Annotated in this window: 15 protein-coding genes; 12 read left to right on the top strand and 3 right to left on the bottom strand. The window is 69.0% G+C overall.

Annotated elements, in window-relative coordinates; translation table 11 throughout:
- Positions 1 to 46: 46 nt before the first annotated feature.
- The 3 genes from ASF71_RS15795 to ASF71_RS15785 are packed head-to-tail and all read left to right on the top strand — an operon-like array spanning position 47 to position 2,352.
- On the top strand, positions 47 to 1,108 hold the full coding sequence (locus ASF71_RS15795; RefSeq protein WP_056302102.1) for an Mrp/NBP35 family ATP-binding protein: 1,062 nt from the start codon (positions 47 to 49) through the stop codon (positions 1,106 to 1,108).
- The gene (locus ASF71_RS15790; protein WP_056302100.1) at positions 1,105 to 1,773 is read left to right on the top strand and encodes a metalloregulator ArsR/SmtB family transcription factor; all 669 of its coding nucleotides are present in this window, start codon (positions 1,105 to 1,107) and stop codon (positions 1,771 to 1,773) included. The genes ASF71_RS15795 and ASF71_RS15790 overlap by 4 nt, the downstream gene beginning before the upstream one ends.
- Before the next feature lie 15 nt (positions 1,774 to 1,788).
- Complete coding sequence (locus tag ASF71_RS15785) at positions 1,789 to 2,352, top strand: 2'-5' RNA ligase family protein (RefSeq protein ID WP_056302098.1); 564 nt, start codon at positions 1,789 to 1,791, stop codon at positions 2,350 to 2,352.
- 66 nt (positions 2,353 to 2,418) lie between these two features.
- Here the strand turns inward: ASF71_RS15785 and ASF71_RS15780 are convergent, their stop codons facing one another.
- Both ASF71_RS15780 and ASF71_RS15775 read right to left on the bottom strand, forming a co-directional pair.
- Positions 2,419 to 3,513 (bottom strand): bifunctional 3-deoxy-7-phosphoheptulonate synthase/chorismate mutase, encoded by a 1,095-nt coding sequence (locus ASF71_RS15780; RefSeq protein ID WP_056302096.1) that lies wholly within the window; start codon positions 3,511 to 3,513, stop codon positions 2,419 to 2,421.
- Between the two features lie 172 nt (positions 3,514 to 3,685).
- Positions 3,686 to 4,090, bottom strand: coding sequence for a globin (locus tag ASF71_RS15775; protein WP_056302279.1), 405 nt, complete (start codon positions 4,088 to 4,090; stop codon positions 3,686 to 3,688).
- 80 nt (positions 4,091 to 4,170) lie between these two features.
- Between ASF71_RS15775 and ASF71_RS15770 the strand changes: the two genes are divergently transcribed.
- Positions 4,171 to 5,076, top strand: a complete 906-nt coding sequence (locus tag ASF71_RS15770; RefSeq protein ID WP_235514535.1) for a hypothetical protein — start codon at positions 4,171 to 4,173, stop codon at positions 5,074 to 5,076.
- 77 nt (positions 5,077 to 5,153) lie between these two features.
- Here ASF71_RS15770 and ASF71_RS15765 read toward each other — a convergent pair whose 3' ends face one another.
- A complete protein-coding gene (locus ASF71_RS15765) occupies positions 5,154 to 5,735 on the bottom strand; it encodes a peroxidase-related enzyme (RefSeq protein WP_056302093.1) in 582 nt (193 codons plus the stop codon).
- Positions 5,736 to 5,875: 140 nt separating this feature from the next.
- Between ASF71_RS15765 and ASF71_RS15760 the strand changes: the two genes are divergently transcribed.
- The 8 genes from ASF71_RS15760 to ASF71_RS15725 all read left to right on the top strand — a co-directional run bounded on the left by ASF71_RS15760 (position 5,876) and on the right by ASF71_RS15725 (position 13,236).
- Positions 5,876 to 6,355, top strand: coding sequence for a hypothetical protein (locus ASF71_RS15760; protein WP_056302091.1), 480 nt, complete (start codon positions 5,876 to 5,878; stop codon positions 6,353 to 6,355).
- Positions 6,356 to 6,433: 78 nt separating this feature from the next.
- The gene (gene ffh / locus ASF71_RS15755; RefSeq protein WP_056302089.1) at positions 6,434 to 7,777 is read left to right on the top strand and encodes a signal recognition particle protein; all 1,344 of its coding nucleotides are present in this window, start codon (positions 6,434 to 6,436) and stop codon (positions 7,775 to 7,777) included.
- A 131-nt stretch (positions 7,778 to 7,908) separates the two neighbouring features.
- Positions 7,909 to 8,856: a phospho-N-acetylmuramoyl-pentapeptide-transferase gene (locus tag ASF71_RS15750; protein WP_056302085.1), complete on the top strand. Its 948-nt coding sequence runs from the start codon at positions 7,909 to 7,911 to the stop codon at positions 8,854 to 8,856.
- Between the two features lie 277 nt (positions 8,857 to 9,133).
- Entirely contained in the window at positions 9,134 to 9,898 is a 765-nt protein-coding gene (locus tag ASF71_RS15745) for an ABC transporter substrate-binding protein (protein ID WP_056302084.1), read from the top strand.
- 137 nt (positions 9,899 to 10,035) lie between these two features.
- Complete coding sequence (locus ASF71_RS15740; protein ID WP_056302277.1) at positions 10,036 to 11,010, top strand: class I SAM-dependent rRNA methyltransferase; 975 nt, start codon at positions 10,036 to 10,038, stop codon at positions 11,008 to 11,010.
- A gap of 86 nt (positions 11,011 to 11,096) precedes the next feature.
- Positions 11,097 to 11,741 (top strand): monothiol bacilliredoxin BrxC family protein, encoded by a 645-nt coding sequence (locus tag ASF71_RS15735; RefSeq protein ID WP_056302082.1) that lies wholly within the window; start codon positions 11,097 to 11,099, stop codon positions 11,739 to 11,741.
- A gap of 242 nt (positions 11,742 to 11,983) precedes the next feature.
- The gene (locus tag ASF71_RS15730; RefSeq protein WP_056302080.1) at positions 11,984 to 12,823 is read left to right on the top strand and encodes a hypothetical protein; all 840 of its coding nucleotides are present in this window, start codon (positions 11,984 to 11,986) and stop codon (positions 12,821 to 12,823) included.
- Positions 12,820 to 13,236 carry an AsnC family protein gene (locus tag ASF71_RS15725; protein WP_056302076.1) on the top strand — a complete coding sequence of 139 codons (417 nt, stop codon included), beginning with the start codon at positions 12,820 to 12,822 and terminating at the stop codon, positions 13,234 to 13,236. Before ASF71_RS15730 ends, ASF71_RS15725 begins: the two co-directional genes overlap by 4 nt.
- Positions 13,237 to 13,253: the final 17 nt, after the last annotated feature.

Below are 13,253 nucleotides of genomic sequence, written 5' to 3'. Positions count from 1 at the left end.
CCCTGCGCCTTGCCCCCCCGGCCCCCAGCCCTCAAGATGGCGACATATGCGTGACGCCGTGATGAGCGCCCTGAGTACCGTGAACGACCCGGAACTGCACCGTGACCTCGTGTCGCTGGGCATGATCGAACGCGCCGAGGTCGAAGGTGGACACGCCAGGATCAAGGTCAACCTGACCACCCCCGCCTGTCCCCTCAAGGGCCAGATCGAGCGCGAGGTGCGCGAGGCCGTGCTGAATGTGCCGGGCGTGGATGCCGTGTCGGTCGAGTTCGGGGCGACTGTGCGCCCGGCCGCGCAGCCCGCCCTGCCGGGGGTCAAGCACGTCATCCTGGTCGGCAGCGGCAAGGGCGGCGTGGGCAAGAGCAGCGTGGCCGTGAACCTGGCGGCCAGTCTCGCGGCCGACGGCGCGCAGGTCGGGCTGCTCGACGCCGACGTGTACGGCCCCAGCGTGGCGCACATGGTTGGCCAGAGCGCCGCCAAGATCACTGCAAACGCCGAGCGCAAGATGCTGCCCCTCGAAGCCCACGGCTTCCGGTTCCTGAGCATGGCGAATCTCTCGCCCGCCGGGCAGGCGCTCGTGTGGCGCGGGCCGATGCTGCACTCGGCCATTCAGCAGTTTCTCAAGGACGCGGCGTGGGGCCAGCTCGACTACCTCGTCGTGGACCTGCCGCCGGGCACCGGGGACGTGCAGCTCTCGCTGACCCAGAACGTGCAGGTCACGGGCGCCGTCATCGTGACCACCCCCCAGGACGTGGCCCTCATCGACGCGGCGCGCGCCATCGACATGTTCCGCAAGGCCAGCGTGCCGGTGCTGGGCGTGGTCGAGAACATGAGCTACTTCGTGGCGCCCGATACCGGCCACACCTACGACATCTTCGGGCGGGGCGGCAGCCGCAAGCTCGGCGACTACCCGCTGCTGGGCGAGGTGCCCCTGGAGACCGGCGTGCGCGAGGACGCCGATCAGGGCCGCCCGGCTGTCCTGGCGCACCCCGACTCGGCCGCCGCCGTCGCCCTGCGCGGCGTGGCGCGGACCCTGGCCGGGCAGATCAGCGTGCGCGCGGTGCACCAGAATCTGGCCTCGTTGCCGGACCAACTCACCGTCGTATGACGGCCATCCTCGCGGCCACCCCCCCTGTCCCCGGCGGCCTGACCGAGCGCACCAAGCACCGCCTGCTTGATTTCGTCAAACGCGACGGCCCCCTGACCGCGCAGGACCTCGCCGCGCGGCTGGAGGTCAGTGTGCCGGCCATCCGGCGACACCTCACCGACCTTCAGGAGCAGGGACTGGTCGAGGCGCGGACCGAGCGTCCCAGTGGACGCGGACGGCCCCAGCACGTCTACGCTCTGACCGAGCGCGGCGAGGGCGCCTTTCCCAAGACCTACTCGGGCCTGTGCGTGGACGTGCTGCGTCAGGTCGCGGCCCTGTTCGGCGAGGACGCAGTGACGCAGGTGCTCGCGGCGCGCACTGCCGAGCAGGCCGAGGTGCTGGGGGCCGAACTGCCCGACTCGCTGCCCCTGCACCTGCGCGCCGAGATTCTGGCGCGGCACCTGAGCGCGCAGGGCTACGACGCGGTGGTGGACCGGGTGATCGAGGACGGTCAGGAAACGCTGTACCTCGTCGAGCGCAACTGCCCCCACCTCTCCGTCGCGCGGCAGTTTCCAGGCCTGTGCGCCGCCGAACTGACGCTATACGAGGAACTGCTGGGCACCGCCGTCACGCGCGAGACGCGTATTTCCTGCGGTCAGGGCTGCTGCCGCTACCGCGTCGGCTGAGCCGCGCCCTCCGCCATGACTCCGCCCGGCCTGATCCTCTCCGACCCGCACCAGCCGCTCTACAGCGTGGTGGCGTGGCCCCCGCCGCAGCTCGACACCTGGCTGCGCCGCAAACAGGAGCTCCTGAACGTGCGCGGGTTCGGCGCCCCGCACCTGAATCTGCGCGCTCCCTTTCAGACCCCGCTGCGCGGCGAAGCGCTCATCGGGGCCTGCCGCGCCGCAGTCGCCCAGCAGGGCGCTTTCGAGGTCCGGCTGCGCGGCTGGCGCCGGGTGCCGGGCGTCTTTTTCCTGGAATGTGAGGCGGACGAGACCATCCGCGACCTGCACCGGCGCCTACTGGAAGTCGGGCCGTCGGGCCGCAGCCCCCATGACGGCGAGAGCTACCGCCCGCACCTGACCCTGGCCCTGGGCGTGCTGCCCTGGGCTGAAGAAGAGCTGTGGGCGGCGGTCCAGGCCCTCACGCCGCCGCTGGAGCGCTTCACCGTGCAGGCGCTGACCCTGACGCGCGAGGAGCGCGGTGAGGTCCAGGAGATGCATACCTTCCCGCTGGACGGCGACGCAGAAAGCCGGGACGCCTAACAGAAGAGCGGCCACCCTCCCCCGTGGAGAAGGTGGCCGCCCGCTGCCCTGCGCCCAGTCCCGTCTTCAGGCGGTGACGGGCAGCTTGAGCATGCTGCTCAGGGCGTCGGAGAACTTGTCGTAGCCGGCGAAGTCGAGCTGCTGCTCATTGTCCGACAGGGCCGTGGCGGGGTTGGGGTGCACCTCGACGTGGATGCCGTCGGCGCCGACCGCGATGGCGGCCTTGGCGAGCGGAATGAGAAGGTCGCGGCGGCCGGCGGCGTGGGTCACGTCCACGATCACCGGCAGGTGGGTTTCCTGCTTGGCGAGGGCCACGGCCGAGAGGTCGAGCGTGTTGCGGGTCCACTTCTCGTAGGTGCGGATGCCGCGCTCGCACAGGATCACTTCGTTGTTGCCTTCCGAGAGGATGTATTCGGCGGCGTACAGCCACTCCTCGATGGTGGCCGCGAGACCGCGCTTGAGCAGCACCGGGCGCCGGGCACGGCCCACCTCGCGCAGCAGGGCGAAGTTGTGCATGTTGCGAGCCCCCACCTGCAGGATGTCGGCGTGCTCGGCCACGACTTCCACGTCGCGGGTATCCATGACTTCGGTCACGAACAGCATGCCGTTGTCGCGCGCGGCGCGGCCACCCACGATCAGGCCGTCCACACCCATGCCCTGGAATCCGTAGGGGCTGGTGCGCGGCTTGTAGGCCCCGCCGCGCAGGATCTTGACGCCCTTGGCGGCCAGGAAACGCGCGGTCTGCTCCATCTGTTCCTCGGACTCGATGCTGCACGGCCCGGCCACGATGATCGGGGGCTCGCCGCCGCCGATGCGCACGCCGTCAATGTCAAGCACGGTGTCTTCGCTCTTGACCTTGCGCGACACCAGAAGCTGCTTTTTGTCGTTGCTCTCTTCGAGCGCCAGGCTGGCCTTGAAGATCTCCTTGAAGATCGCCTTGACGGCCGCGCCCGTGAACGGCCCGGCGTTCAGGGCTTCGAGCTCCTTGAGCTGCTGGTCCTCGCGGGCGGGGTCGTAGTGGTTGGGCCGGCCTTCCTGGGTCTTGGCGTGGCCGATCTGGGCCACCACTTCGCCGCGCCTGGACAGCAGTTTCAGAAGATCACGGTTAATGTGATCGACCTCGGCGCGCAGGTCGTCAATAGTACGGGGAGCTTGACTCATAGACGCAGTTTAAGAAAAGAGTCCCGCCGCGCCACCGGCACTGCTAGTCAAGGAGAAAAAGTTGTCCACATCGTCCTTTCCCAGCTTCCTGACCCGCCGATCAGTAAGGCACTCAGGACCGGGTCAGAAAGGGGGCGGGCAGAGCGTCCTTGGAGGGCCCTGCCCGCCCCCGCTAGACCGTCTCGGCCGGTGTATTCACCATATGAACGGCCACCCTCGCCAGGGCAGCGTACAGCTCGCGGGCGTCGTCCTGGGCGATCTCGGGCGACTCGCGCAGGGCGGCGTTCATACAGGCCAGCCACGCGGCCGCGCGCTCAGTGGTGATGGGAAAAGGCAGATGCCGCGCGCGCAGCCTCGGGTGCCCGAACCGCTCGTGGTACAGCGCCGGCCCGCCCAGAAACCCGCTCAGGAAGGCGAACTGTTTTTCGGCCGTCAGGCTCAGGTCGGCCGGAAAGATGGGGGCAAGCAGGGGGTCGCGGGCGACGTGACCGTAGAAACGCCGCACGAGGGCGCCCAGCGCGTCCGGGCCGACGCGGTCGTACAGGCTGCCCTGGCCGAGGGAAAGGGGAGCGGTCATGACCTTCACCCTATGTCAATGAGACCGCCCCGGGGCCCCCCGGCAAGATCCCTTCACGGGAACATGTTAGAACTGCGGGCATGTTGAAACGACTGACCCAGATTTCGGTGCTTTCCGTCCTCACGGCGGGCAGCCTGGCCGGCGCGGCCGACGTACGCCTCGGCCTGAACAGCAGCCTGAGCCTGGGCTGCCAGGTGGCGGGCGCGCGCGCGGGCCTGCAGGAAGGGCGCGTCGGTGCCTTCGTGCAGGGCGCCTACTGCACGAGCAACATTCAGGGCGAGTCGGGCGGCGCGGCCATCGGCGGCGGCCTGACGGTCGACTTCTACCAGTCCCCGACCCTCAACGCCTACGTCATGGCCGGGGCCAACACCGTGCCCAACAGCGGCGGCGCGGTCTTCGGCGGCGTGGGCCTGCGCTACGGCATCCCGCTGTTTCCGGTCGAAGCCTACGTCGAGGGCGGCGTGCAGCGCCAGAGCAACATCATCACCGGCGCGACGATCGCGCCCCGTCTCGCGGTCGGGGTCAACTACGTCGTGCGCGGCATCGACCTCAACGCGGGTCTGGGCGGCGCGAGCAGTCCCAGCAACATCAGCTCGCCCGGTACCGGCGGCCTGAACGTCGACCGCAACGGTACCGGCCCCGCTACGGCGGGTAACGGCGAGCCGGCCCCCGCGAGCTGCAACCTCTCGCCCGAGGCCGACGCCGCGGCTGCGCGCGCCGCGGCGCAGGGCGCGGCCCGCAGCGCCCTGTCGGCGGCGGCCAGCGCCTACAGCGCCGTATACAGCAACGTCAGTTACGACCTCTCGCTGGGCAGCGCCAACATCAACGGGGGCAGCGCGACGGTGAGCGGCACCATCACCCTGCGCGGCACCAACCGGGCCAACGGTCAGGCCGTCAGCGGCACCTACAGCGGCGTGGTGCGCCTCGTGCGCAGCGGGTGCGGCTGGCAGGCGACCGGCTACACCCAGAGCGGCGGCGGCGAATAAGCCCCCCGTCCCGAAACCCTGAGACACGCGGGCCCGCCATGAGCGGCCCGCGTCGCCGTTTTTCCAGCAGCCGGTGCTCAGCGCCCCAGCGAATGGTACTCGGCATTCGGCACGAAGCCCAGAGCGCTGCTCACGCGATTGGTCATGTTGAACATGCCAATCACCTGCACGAGTTCCAGAATCTGGGCATCGTTTAGGCCCTGGGCCCGCAGGGGCGCGAGGTCCGCCTCGGTCATCTCGGCGGGGGCCAGCGTCAGTTTCTCGGCGTAGGCGCACAGGGCCTGCTCGCGCGGCGAGAGCGCCGCCTGCCGCCAGTTCACCGCGACCTGGTCGGCCAGCCCGGCATCGCCGCTGGCCTCCCGCAGCGCCGCTCCGTGGCTCACCGCGCAGTACACGCAGCGGTTGAGCGAACTGACGACCACAGCGAGCAGCTCACGCTCGGCCACCGTCAGAAACCCCTCCTTGTTGAGGAGCAGATTGAAATAGCTCCACCAGGCCAGGAACTGCTCGCCGTTGAGCGACTGCGCCCGGAACACGTTGGGCACGAAGCCCAGATTGGTCTGCGCCTTGCTCCACAGCCTGCGCACGGCCTCGGGAGCCGTGTCTTCGGTCGCCAGAGGCAGGAAGGAGAGGCGGGCCTCGTCCGGATTGTGGGTCATGCCCAGAGCATAACGCGGCCTCTCTGGGGGTCGTCCGGCCGTGGCCGGCGCACGGCCTCCTGCGCACTCCACCCGTTCCCCAAGGTCAGCCAAGTGCCGCCTCACCCGAGTGCGGGGCCGCTCGCCTCACACTCTGGGCCATGTCCCGCACCCGCACGGCCACCCTGCTCGCCTCCGCCCTGCTGCTGGCTGGCCCTGCCCAACAGGCGCAGGCCACAGCGATCGAAAAGGCGCGGTTCGTCTTTCACCTCGGGGTGGCGTACTACGCCTTCAATACCTGGGTCTGGAAGCCCTACCGCAACTACCAGTTCCAGTCGGGCGCGCCGGGCCAGCGGGCCAACATCGTCAAGGCCGGACTGGCGCTGGGCTTCGCGGCCTATCAGGTCAACGCCGCCATCAAGATGACGCGCAACACCCAGGACCCCTTCCTGCAGCGGATCGGGTCGCTGCTGCCCAACTTCGGCAAGTCCCTGACGAACGTGGGCAACGACCTCAAGAACGGCCGCTTCAACGAGAAGGGCATTCAGGACCTCAACCGCTCGGCGACCAACCTGCTTCAGAGCGCGGAGCGTCAGGGCCAGCCCATCCGGCCGGTCGCGGTGCCGATTCCGGGCCTGTAAACCTGTGGCCTGCCGGCGCGGCGCGTCTCGCCGGCAGGCCACAAAAGCCGCGCGGCGCGCGTGGTAGCCTCGCCGCATATGTTCGAGTCGCTGGGCAACAAATTACAGGACATCCTGGACCGGGTGGGCCGGGAGTCCAAACTCACCGAGCCACAGGTCAAAACAGCCATGCGCGAGATACGCATGGCGCTGCTTGAGGCTGACGTGAACTTCGGAGTCGCCAAGGACTTCGTCGCCCGCGTCTCAGAGAAGGCGGTCGGACAGGAAGTCATGGGGTCGCTGAACGCCGGCCAGACGGTTGTCAAGCTCGTCCATGACGAGCTCGTCGAGACGCTGGGCGGTCAGGCGGCGCAGCCCACGCTGACCAACGAAGGCAACGTCTGGTTCATGGTCGGCCTCCAGGGGGCGGGCAAGACCACGAGCACCGGCAAGCTGGCGGCCTTCTACAAGGCTAAGGGCCGGCGCGTGCTGCTGGTGGCGGCCGACACCCAGCGCCCCGCCGCGCGCGACCAGCTCGAAGTGCTGGCCCGGCAGGTGGGCGTGCCGGTCCTGAAGGTGGCCGACGGCGAAACGCCTCAGGACACCCGGCGCCGCCTCGACGAACACCTCAAGACCGATTTCCGCGACCTCGTGATTGTGGACACGGCCGGCCGTCTCCAGATCGACGAAGCGCTCATGGATCAGCTCGCCGACCTCCAGACCGAGCTGAAGCCCACCGAGACCCTGCTCGTCGTGGACGCCATGACCGGTCAGGAAGCCCTGAACGTCGCGCAGACCTTCGACGCACGCGTCAAGCTCTCGGGCCTGGTCATCACCAAGATGGACGGCGACGCGCGCGGCGGGGCGTCGCTCTCGGCCCGCAGCGTGACCGGCAAACCCATCTACTTCGCCGGGACCAGCGAGAAGCTCACGGGCCTGGAGCCGTTCTATCCCGACCGGGTGGCTGGGCGCATCCTGGGCATGGGCGACGTGATGGGGCTCATCGAGCGCGCGCAGCAGGCCGACCTCAAGGCGATGGACGTCAAGAAGCCCGGCGACTTCGACCTCGAGGACCTGCTCACGCAGCTGCGCCAGATCCGCAAGATGGGGCCCCTCGGGGACCTGATGAAGCTCATCCCCGGCATGAGCCGCGCGTTGCCCGAGGGCTTCACGGTGGACGAGAAGCAGATCCAGCGCATCGACGCCATGATCAGCTCGATGACGGCCAAGGAGCGCCACAACCCCAAGATCATCGACGGACGCCGCCGCAAGCGCATCGCGTCGGGCAGCGGCGTCACCGTGCAGGACATCAACAAACTCCTGAAGATGCACGAGCAGATGAAGGAAATGATGAAGATGCTCCAGAAGTTCAGCGGTCCGGGCGCCGGCCGGGGCATGAAGCTGCCGCGCCAGCCGAACCTCCCTCCCTCGCGCGGACGCTGAGGAAGTTTCGGAAAAGGCCGCCAGGGGGCCGTGCTACCCTTCCCCCTTGAGATGACGCTGCTCCCGAACCCTGCCCCCACCGCCGCTTCCCCCTGCCCCGACCGGGCGGGTGCCGGCGGAGGGGGCGGCGTATGAGTGTGCCCTGGACCCTGGTCACGGCCCTGCTGTCGTGGTTCCTGGTCGGTCTGTTCATCCGCGCGAGCAAGGCGCGTGGCTGGGGCCAGCCGGTGCGCAAGGACGGCCCCCAGACCCACCTACAAAAGGAAGGTACGCCGACCGCCGGGGGCGTGCCCTTCGTGCTGGCGCTGGCCGCGGTGTTCTTTCCGCTGTACCTCAGCGGACGAGGTGGCGACCCACGCGAACTGGTCATCATGCTCGCGGCCCTGGGCATGGGGGTCATCGGGGGCATCGACGATTTCCTGAAGGTGCGCTCGCGTATGGTCGGCGGCAAGAAGGAACTTCTGGCGCGCGAGAAGTTTCCGCTGCAACTGCTCGTCGGGCTGGTCTTCGGGTTCGCCGCCGCGCCGCTCGCCAGCCATGAGCTCCTGCCGGGGCTGGGGGGGCCGACGGTGCTGGGCGCGCCGCTATGGGACGCGCTGCTGCTTACCTTCGTGATGATCGGCTCGGTCAACGCCTTCAACTTCACCGATGGCCTCGACGGGTTGCTGGCGGGCGTGGGCATCATCGTGCTGCTGCCGCTGGTGGCCCTCTCGCCCTCGGCGGCGCTGCTCGTGGCCGCGCTGCTGGGCTACTTGTGGTTCAACGCCTCGCCCGCACGGGTGTTCATGGGCGACATGGGCAGCCACGCCATCGGAGCGGTCGCTGCGGGGGCCTACGTGTTGTACGCCGACGTGTGGCTGTTGCCGGTCGCGGCCCTCATTCCGGTGGTGGCGGTCATCAGCGTGGTGATCCAGGTGGCGTATTTCAAGCGCACCGGCAAACGCTTTTTCCGCATGGCGCCCATCCACCACCATTTCGAGCTGCTGGGCTGGCCTGAGACGCACGTCACAGTACGCTTCTGGGTCATCACCGCCGTCATGACCGGCTTGGCCTGGTGGCTGCTGGGCGGCCGGCCCTAGCCCCCGCTGCCGTGTTTCGCGCTCCGGCCCTGTGCCGGGGCGCTTTTTTTATGCCCGGACAGGTTAAGGGGTCAGTCCGACTGGCGGCGGTGAGGGGGTTGTCAGACCCCGCAACCTACCCTGGGTCTCCCGTGGACCTTTTCTCCGGCGAACACGGTTCCCGTCACCCGAGAAGGGAACACGCCCGCCTCTTCCCGCTTCCACCCCACCGGCCCCGCGCCGGTCTGAAAATACGCACGCGCCGTGACCCCGCCCCTCTCCTTCCTCCGAGGTTTTCATGATCCCCTGCCGTCCCCTGGCCCTGCTGGCCCTTTCCCTGCTTACTCTGGGCACCGCCCAGGCCCGTCCCTACGACCAGATCCGCGAGATCGGCGTGCTGCGCATCGGGATGCCCGGCGACGTGGCTCCGTTCAACCTCAGCGCCGGCAAGAGCATGGTCGGGTTCGAGGCCGACCTCGCCCAGGAAGTAGCGCGCGGCATGAACCTGCGCGTCATCTTCGAGCAGGTACCCGCCGATGACCTGCTCACGGCGCTCGATCAGGACAAGATCGACCTCGCCATGAACAACCTGGTCATCACCAGCACCCGCGAAAACCGCTTCGACTTCTCGGTGCCGTACAACTGCAGCGGCGTGTCCATCGCCTCGCTCTCGACCTACGACAAGAACGCGGACCTGACGGGCAAGACCATCGCCGTGCCCCGCAACTCGATTTTCGAGACCTACGTGGGCAAACTGCCCTTCGACAAGACGGTCAAGGTCTTCGACACCAACGTCGAGGTCATCCGTTCGGTCCTCACGCGGCAGACCGACGCCACCTACGCCTTCACCGCCATGGGGCCGACCTTCCAGCGGCTGTACCCCAAACTTCCCATCCACTTCAGCCCCGCGCTGTGGTCCTCGCCCAACGGCATTGCCATCAAGGGAGGCAACGAGACGCTGCGGCAGGCCGTCAACGTCTCGCTGGGCCGCTACCTCAAAACCCCGGCCTACAAGGCCCTGCTGACCAAATACTTCGCTCAGGACACGAGCTGCAAGAGCTGAAGAACCCTCCCCGGACCACCGCGTAAGTCCGGGGACCACCCGGATGGTCCATCTGCCAGACCCGCCCCCGTGGCGGGTTTTTTTGATGGGCCGCTACACTGCGCGGCGTGGCCGTACCTGATTCCTCCCTGCCCGACCTGCCTCTGCCCGACCTGTCGGTAGCCGGTCTGGGCCGCCTTCTCGCGCGCCGCGCTGGGCTGCCACAGGGGGGCACGACGGTCTACCGGGGCCTACACACCACCGAGACGGACGGCCTCTTCAGTCTGGACCTCGCGGGTGACGTGGGCGTGCTGAGCCTGTACGCCGAACTCGGCGCGGCGCAGGAGGCGCGGCTGGCAGCCGACTGCGCGGCGGCCGCAGCTGGAGCGGAGCTGGAGCTGGCCGGCCTGTACCTCAAGCGGCGCCCACCCGAGGCCCGGCATCTGGCGAATGTGGCGCGCGAGTGGCTTTCGCCGCCTGACCCGGTGTGGGGCGAGGCACGGGACGAGGTCACAGCGCTGGAACTCGGCGTGCCCTTCGTGATCCGCCCCGGCGCGGACCTCAGCCTGGGCCTGTTCACTGACGCCCGGCCCATGCGCGCCTGGGTGCAGGCCCACGCGCCGGCACGGGTGCTCAATACCTTTGCCTATACTTGCGGCTTCGGACTGAGCGCGGCGCTGGGCGGCGCACAGACCGTCAAGAACGTGGACCTCTCGCGTAAGGTGCTCGCCTGGGGCCAGGAGAACTACGCCCTGAGCGGCCTGCCCGCACCCGACACCGACTTTCTGTACGGCGACGTCTTCGAGTGGCTTACCCGCCTGCGGCGCCGCGGCGACGTGTTCGACCTCGTGGTGCTCGACCCCCCCAGCTTCGCGCGTGGCAAGACCGGAGTCTGGCGCTCGGAGCGCGACTACGCTGCCCTGATCGCTCAGGCCGCCGACGTGACCGCGCCGGGCGGCCGGATTCTCGCGCTGCTCAACCACGCAGGCGTCCCGGCGACCAGTTTCGAGCGGCAGGTCGAAGCCGGGCTGCTCCAGGCCGGTCGCCGGGGCCGGGTCCAGACCCGCCTCGCGCCCGGCGAGGACTACCCGCAGGCCGCGCACCTCAAGGCGTACGTCTGGGCACTGGACTGAGGACGTAACGGCCCTGCGGGGCGCCGCGGCCCACAACCGCAACACGTATCACTTCGTTTTGTAAAGCGGGCGCGGTATGCTGGGGCATGACCCAAACGGCTCCGCAAGACCCCCAGGTGCTCGTGCCCCTGACCACGCCCGAAGAGGTGGACCAGTTTCTCCAGGACTACCCGCTGGCGGCCGTGTTCAAGGCCGGCACCTGCCACAAGACCATGCAGGGCTTCGGCGTCCTGGAGACCTTCCTCCAGAACCACGAACTTCCGGTAGGCTTCATCCGCGTGGTGGACTGGCGCCCGGCGAGCAACCATGTGGCGCAGCGCACCGGCATCACGCACCAGAGCCCGCAGTTCATCCTGTTCCGTGAAGGCGAGCCCCAGTTCGAGGTGAACAACTGGGACATCACCCCCGAGACCCTTTCGCCCGTGTTCGAGTCGCACGTGCCTGCCCGCAGCGGTGAGGGCATGGTCGCCACCGAGGACAATGCCGAGCCGTACCGCCGCCTGATGCACGCCTTCCTTGACGGCCAGCTCAGCGAGTGGGCCTTTCAGGACCAGTACGTGACGATGTTCCGCGACGACGCCAGCCTGCGCAGCCAGCGCGAGTTCGAGCTGCTCTCGCGCCTGTTCGGCGATCCCGACGCCTACCACGGCGGCCTGCACCAGCTCGGCGCGCCCCAGGAACGCGGCGACCTCAAGGCCCGTGTCCAGGCGCTCCTGACCGAACTCGGCTGAGCTGATCTGCTCCCGACCCGTCCAGGCATCCCGTGCCGGGCGGGTCTTTTCTATCCTATTGGGGGTACCCCCAGGCCTAACCCAGGAAACGCCAAGACAGCCGCCACCCGCGCCAGACGGCCCATGAGGAGGATGTAAGCGCCAAGTAAGACCCCAGGCAGTGTTATGGGGTTCATTCCTGCTGGCCTGTTCTCTCCGGTCCCCCCTGCTCTCCGCCCCTTTCCCTCACAGGTAGCCCCGTCATGACCTCACCCGCGCCCACCACCGCCGTCCGGCTGCCTCTTCCCCAGGATCAGGCGGTCTACCGCCAGCTCAGCACCGACTTCTATCCCTGGACCGAGGCCCTGGAAGACCTGGAGGGCCGGATAGATCCGAATTTCAGCGCCGCCCTGGACCTGCACGACCAGGGCCGCTGGGCGCGTTTCGTGTGGGTGCGCGGCGAACTGCGCGGCGGCGTGAGTGCCGGCGGACAGGACGTGCCGCTGGCGACCGCCATGCGCGCCCTGCCGCGCGCCGAACTGTCGCTGACCGGTCTGGACGCCGCCCTGGCCGAACAGGTCTGGCGCTGCCGCAGCGCGCCCCTCCAGGTACGCACGGTGCCCTGGCCGGCGCTGCGCGACCAGTTGCGCGCCGAATACTTCAGCGGGGTGCTCGTGAGCGGTACGGTCTGCTCGTCATGGGAGGCCGGCCGGGTGGTCGGCGGCGCCCTGCCCCTCAACGGGGGCCGCTGCGTGAGCCTCTCGCCCTCCGACCTGCTGGATCTGGGCAGCCTCGTGGCCTTCTGGCGCGAGCTGCTGGCCGTCACCTGGCGCGTCAATCCGGCGCTGGGCGAGGTCTGGGCCCAGGTGTGCGTGCAGCTGGCCGGCGACCACCCGGTCCTCGACCCCTTCGCGCACGAGGTCGGCCTCCGGGGCGGTGTCCTGTCGGTGTCGGGAGACATGACCGTGGGCGAACTGCGTCCAGCCCTCCTGAGCGCCTACACCCTGAGCCTGCGTCGGCTGGGCCTGCGCCTTCAGGAACTGCCCCTGACCGACCTGCGTGCCCAGGAGCTGTGGCAGGCGTCGGGCCTGGAGTCGCCGTGAGCCTGCCCGGCGACGTGCCGCGCTGGCCGGCGGCGCTGCGGGACGAGACCCCGCTGCCCTACGTGGTCTGGCGGGTCATGGATCAGGTCGACGGCGCGCGCAGTGTGGCCGACATCGGGCGCGAGCTGGGCCTGAGCGCGCAGGCGGTCTCACAGGCCCTGATCCAGGCCAGCGACTGGACCCAGCGCGCCGCGCAGCGCACCCAGGCCCTCACCCCGGCGCTGCAGGACAGTGTCGAGCAGTGCCTGCTGAGCGTCGTGGGACCCATCGGCGAGGTCATCGTGGAAGACGCCCTGCAGGACGCGGGCAGCTCGCCCAGCCTGGAGGGCCTGCTCTCCGCCATCGCCGAACAGCTCAGCGAAACGCAGCTTCACGCCTTCGTACGGCAGCTCCGCGCCCGTAACCTGACCTGATCCGGCCCCGTAAGGCC

It is taken from the genome of Deinococcus sp. Leaf326 (genome assembly GCF_001424185.1).
Taxonomy (GTDB): Bacteria; Deinococcota; Deinococci; order Deinococcales; family Deinococcaceae; genus Deinococcus.
This window is presented reverse-complemented; position numbering and strand designations above follow the sequence as displayed.

What these genes read in the sequence shown, in the direction of transcription:
- ASF71_RS15780 (WP_056302096.1), bottom strand. Translation starts at nt 3,513, where the DNA reads ATGAGTCAAGCTCCCCGTACTATTGACGACCTGCGCGCCGAGGTCGAT.
- ASF71_RS15770 (WP_235514535.1), top strand. Translation starts at nt 4,171, where the DNA reads ATGTTGAAACGACTGACCCAGATTTCGGTGCTTTCCGTCCTCACGGCG.
- ASF71_RS15790 (WP_056302100.1), top strand. Translation starts at nt 1,105, where the DNA reads ATGACGGCCATCCTCGCGGCCACCCCCCCTGTCCCCGGCGGCCTGACC.
- ffh (WP_056302089.1), top strand. Translation starts at nt 6,434, where the DNA reads ATGTTCGAGTCGCTGGGCAACAAATTACAGGACATCCTGGACCGGGTG.
- ASF71_RS15750 (WP_056302085.1), top strand. Translation starts at nt 7,909, where the DNA reads ATGAGTGTGCCCTGGACCCTGGTCACGGCCCTGCTGTCGTGGTTCCTG.
- ASF71_RS15745 (WP_056302084.1), top strand. Translation starts at nt 9,134, where the DNA reads ATGATCCCCTGCCGTCCCCTGGCCCTGCTGGCCCTTTCCCTGCTTACT.
- ASF71_RS15795 (WP_056302102.1), top strand. Translation starts at nt 47, where the DNA reads ATGCGTGACGCCGTGATGAGCGCCCTGAGTACCGTGAACGACCCGGAA.
- ASF71_RS15735 (WP_056302082.1), top strand. Translation starts at nt 11,097, where the DNA reads ATGACCCAAACGGCTCCGCAAGACCCCCAGGTGCTCGTGCCCCTGACC.
- ASF71_RS15730 (WP_056302080.1), top strand. Translation starts at nt 11,984, where the DNA reads ATGACCTCACCCGCGCCCACCACCGCCGTCCGGCTGCCTCTTCCCCAG.
- ASF71_RS15785 (WP_056302098.1), top strand. Translation starts at nt 1,789, where the DNA reads ATGACTCCGCCCGGCCTGATCCTCTCCGACCCGCACCAGCCGCTCTAC.
- ASF71_RS15765 (WP_056302093.1), bottom strand. Translation starts at nt 5,735, where the DNA reads ATGACCCACAATCCGGACGAGGCCCGCCTCTCCTTCCTGCCTCTGGCG.
- ASF71_RS15775 (WP_056302279.1), bottom strand. Translation starts at nt 4,090, where the DNA reads ATGACCGCTCCCCTTTCCCTCGGCCAGGGCAGCCTGTACGACCGCGTC.
- ASF71_RS15760 (WP_056302091.1), top strand. Translation starts at nt 5,876, where the DNA reads ATGTCCCGCACCCGCACGGCCACCCTGCTCGCCTCCGCCCTGCTGCTG.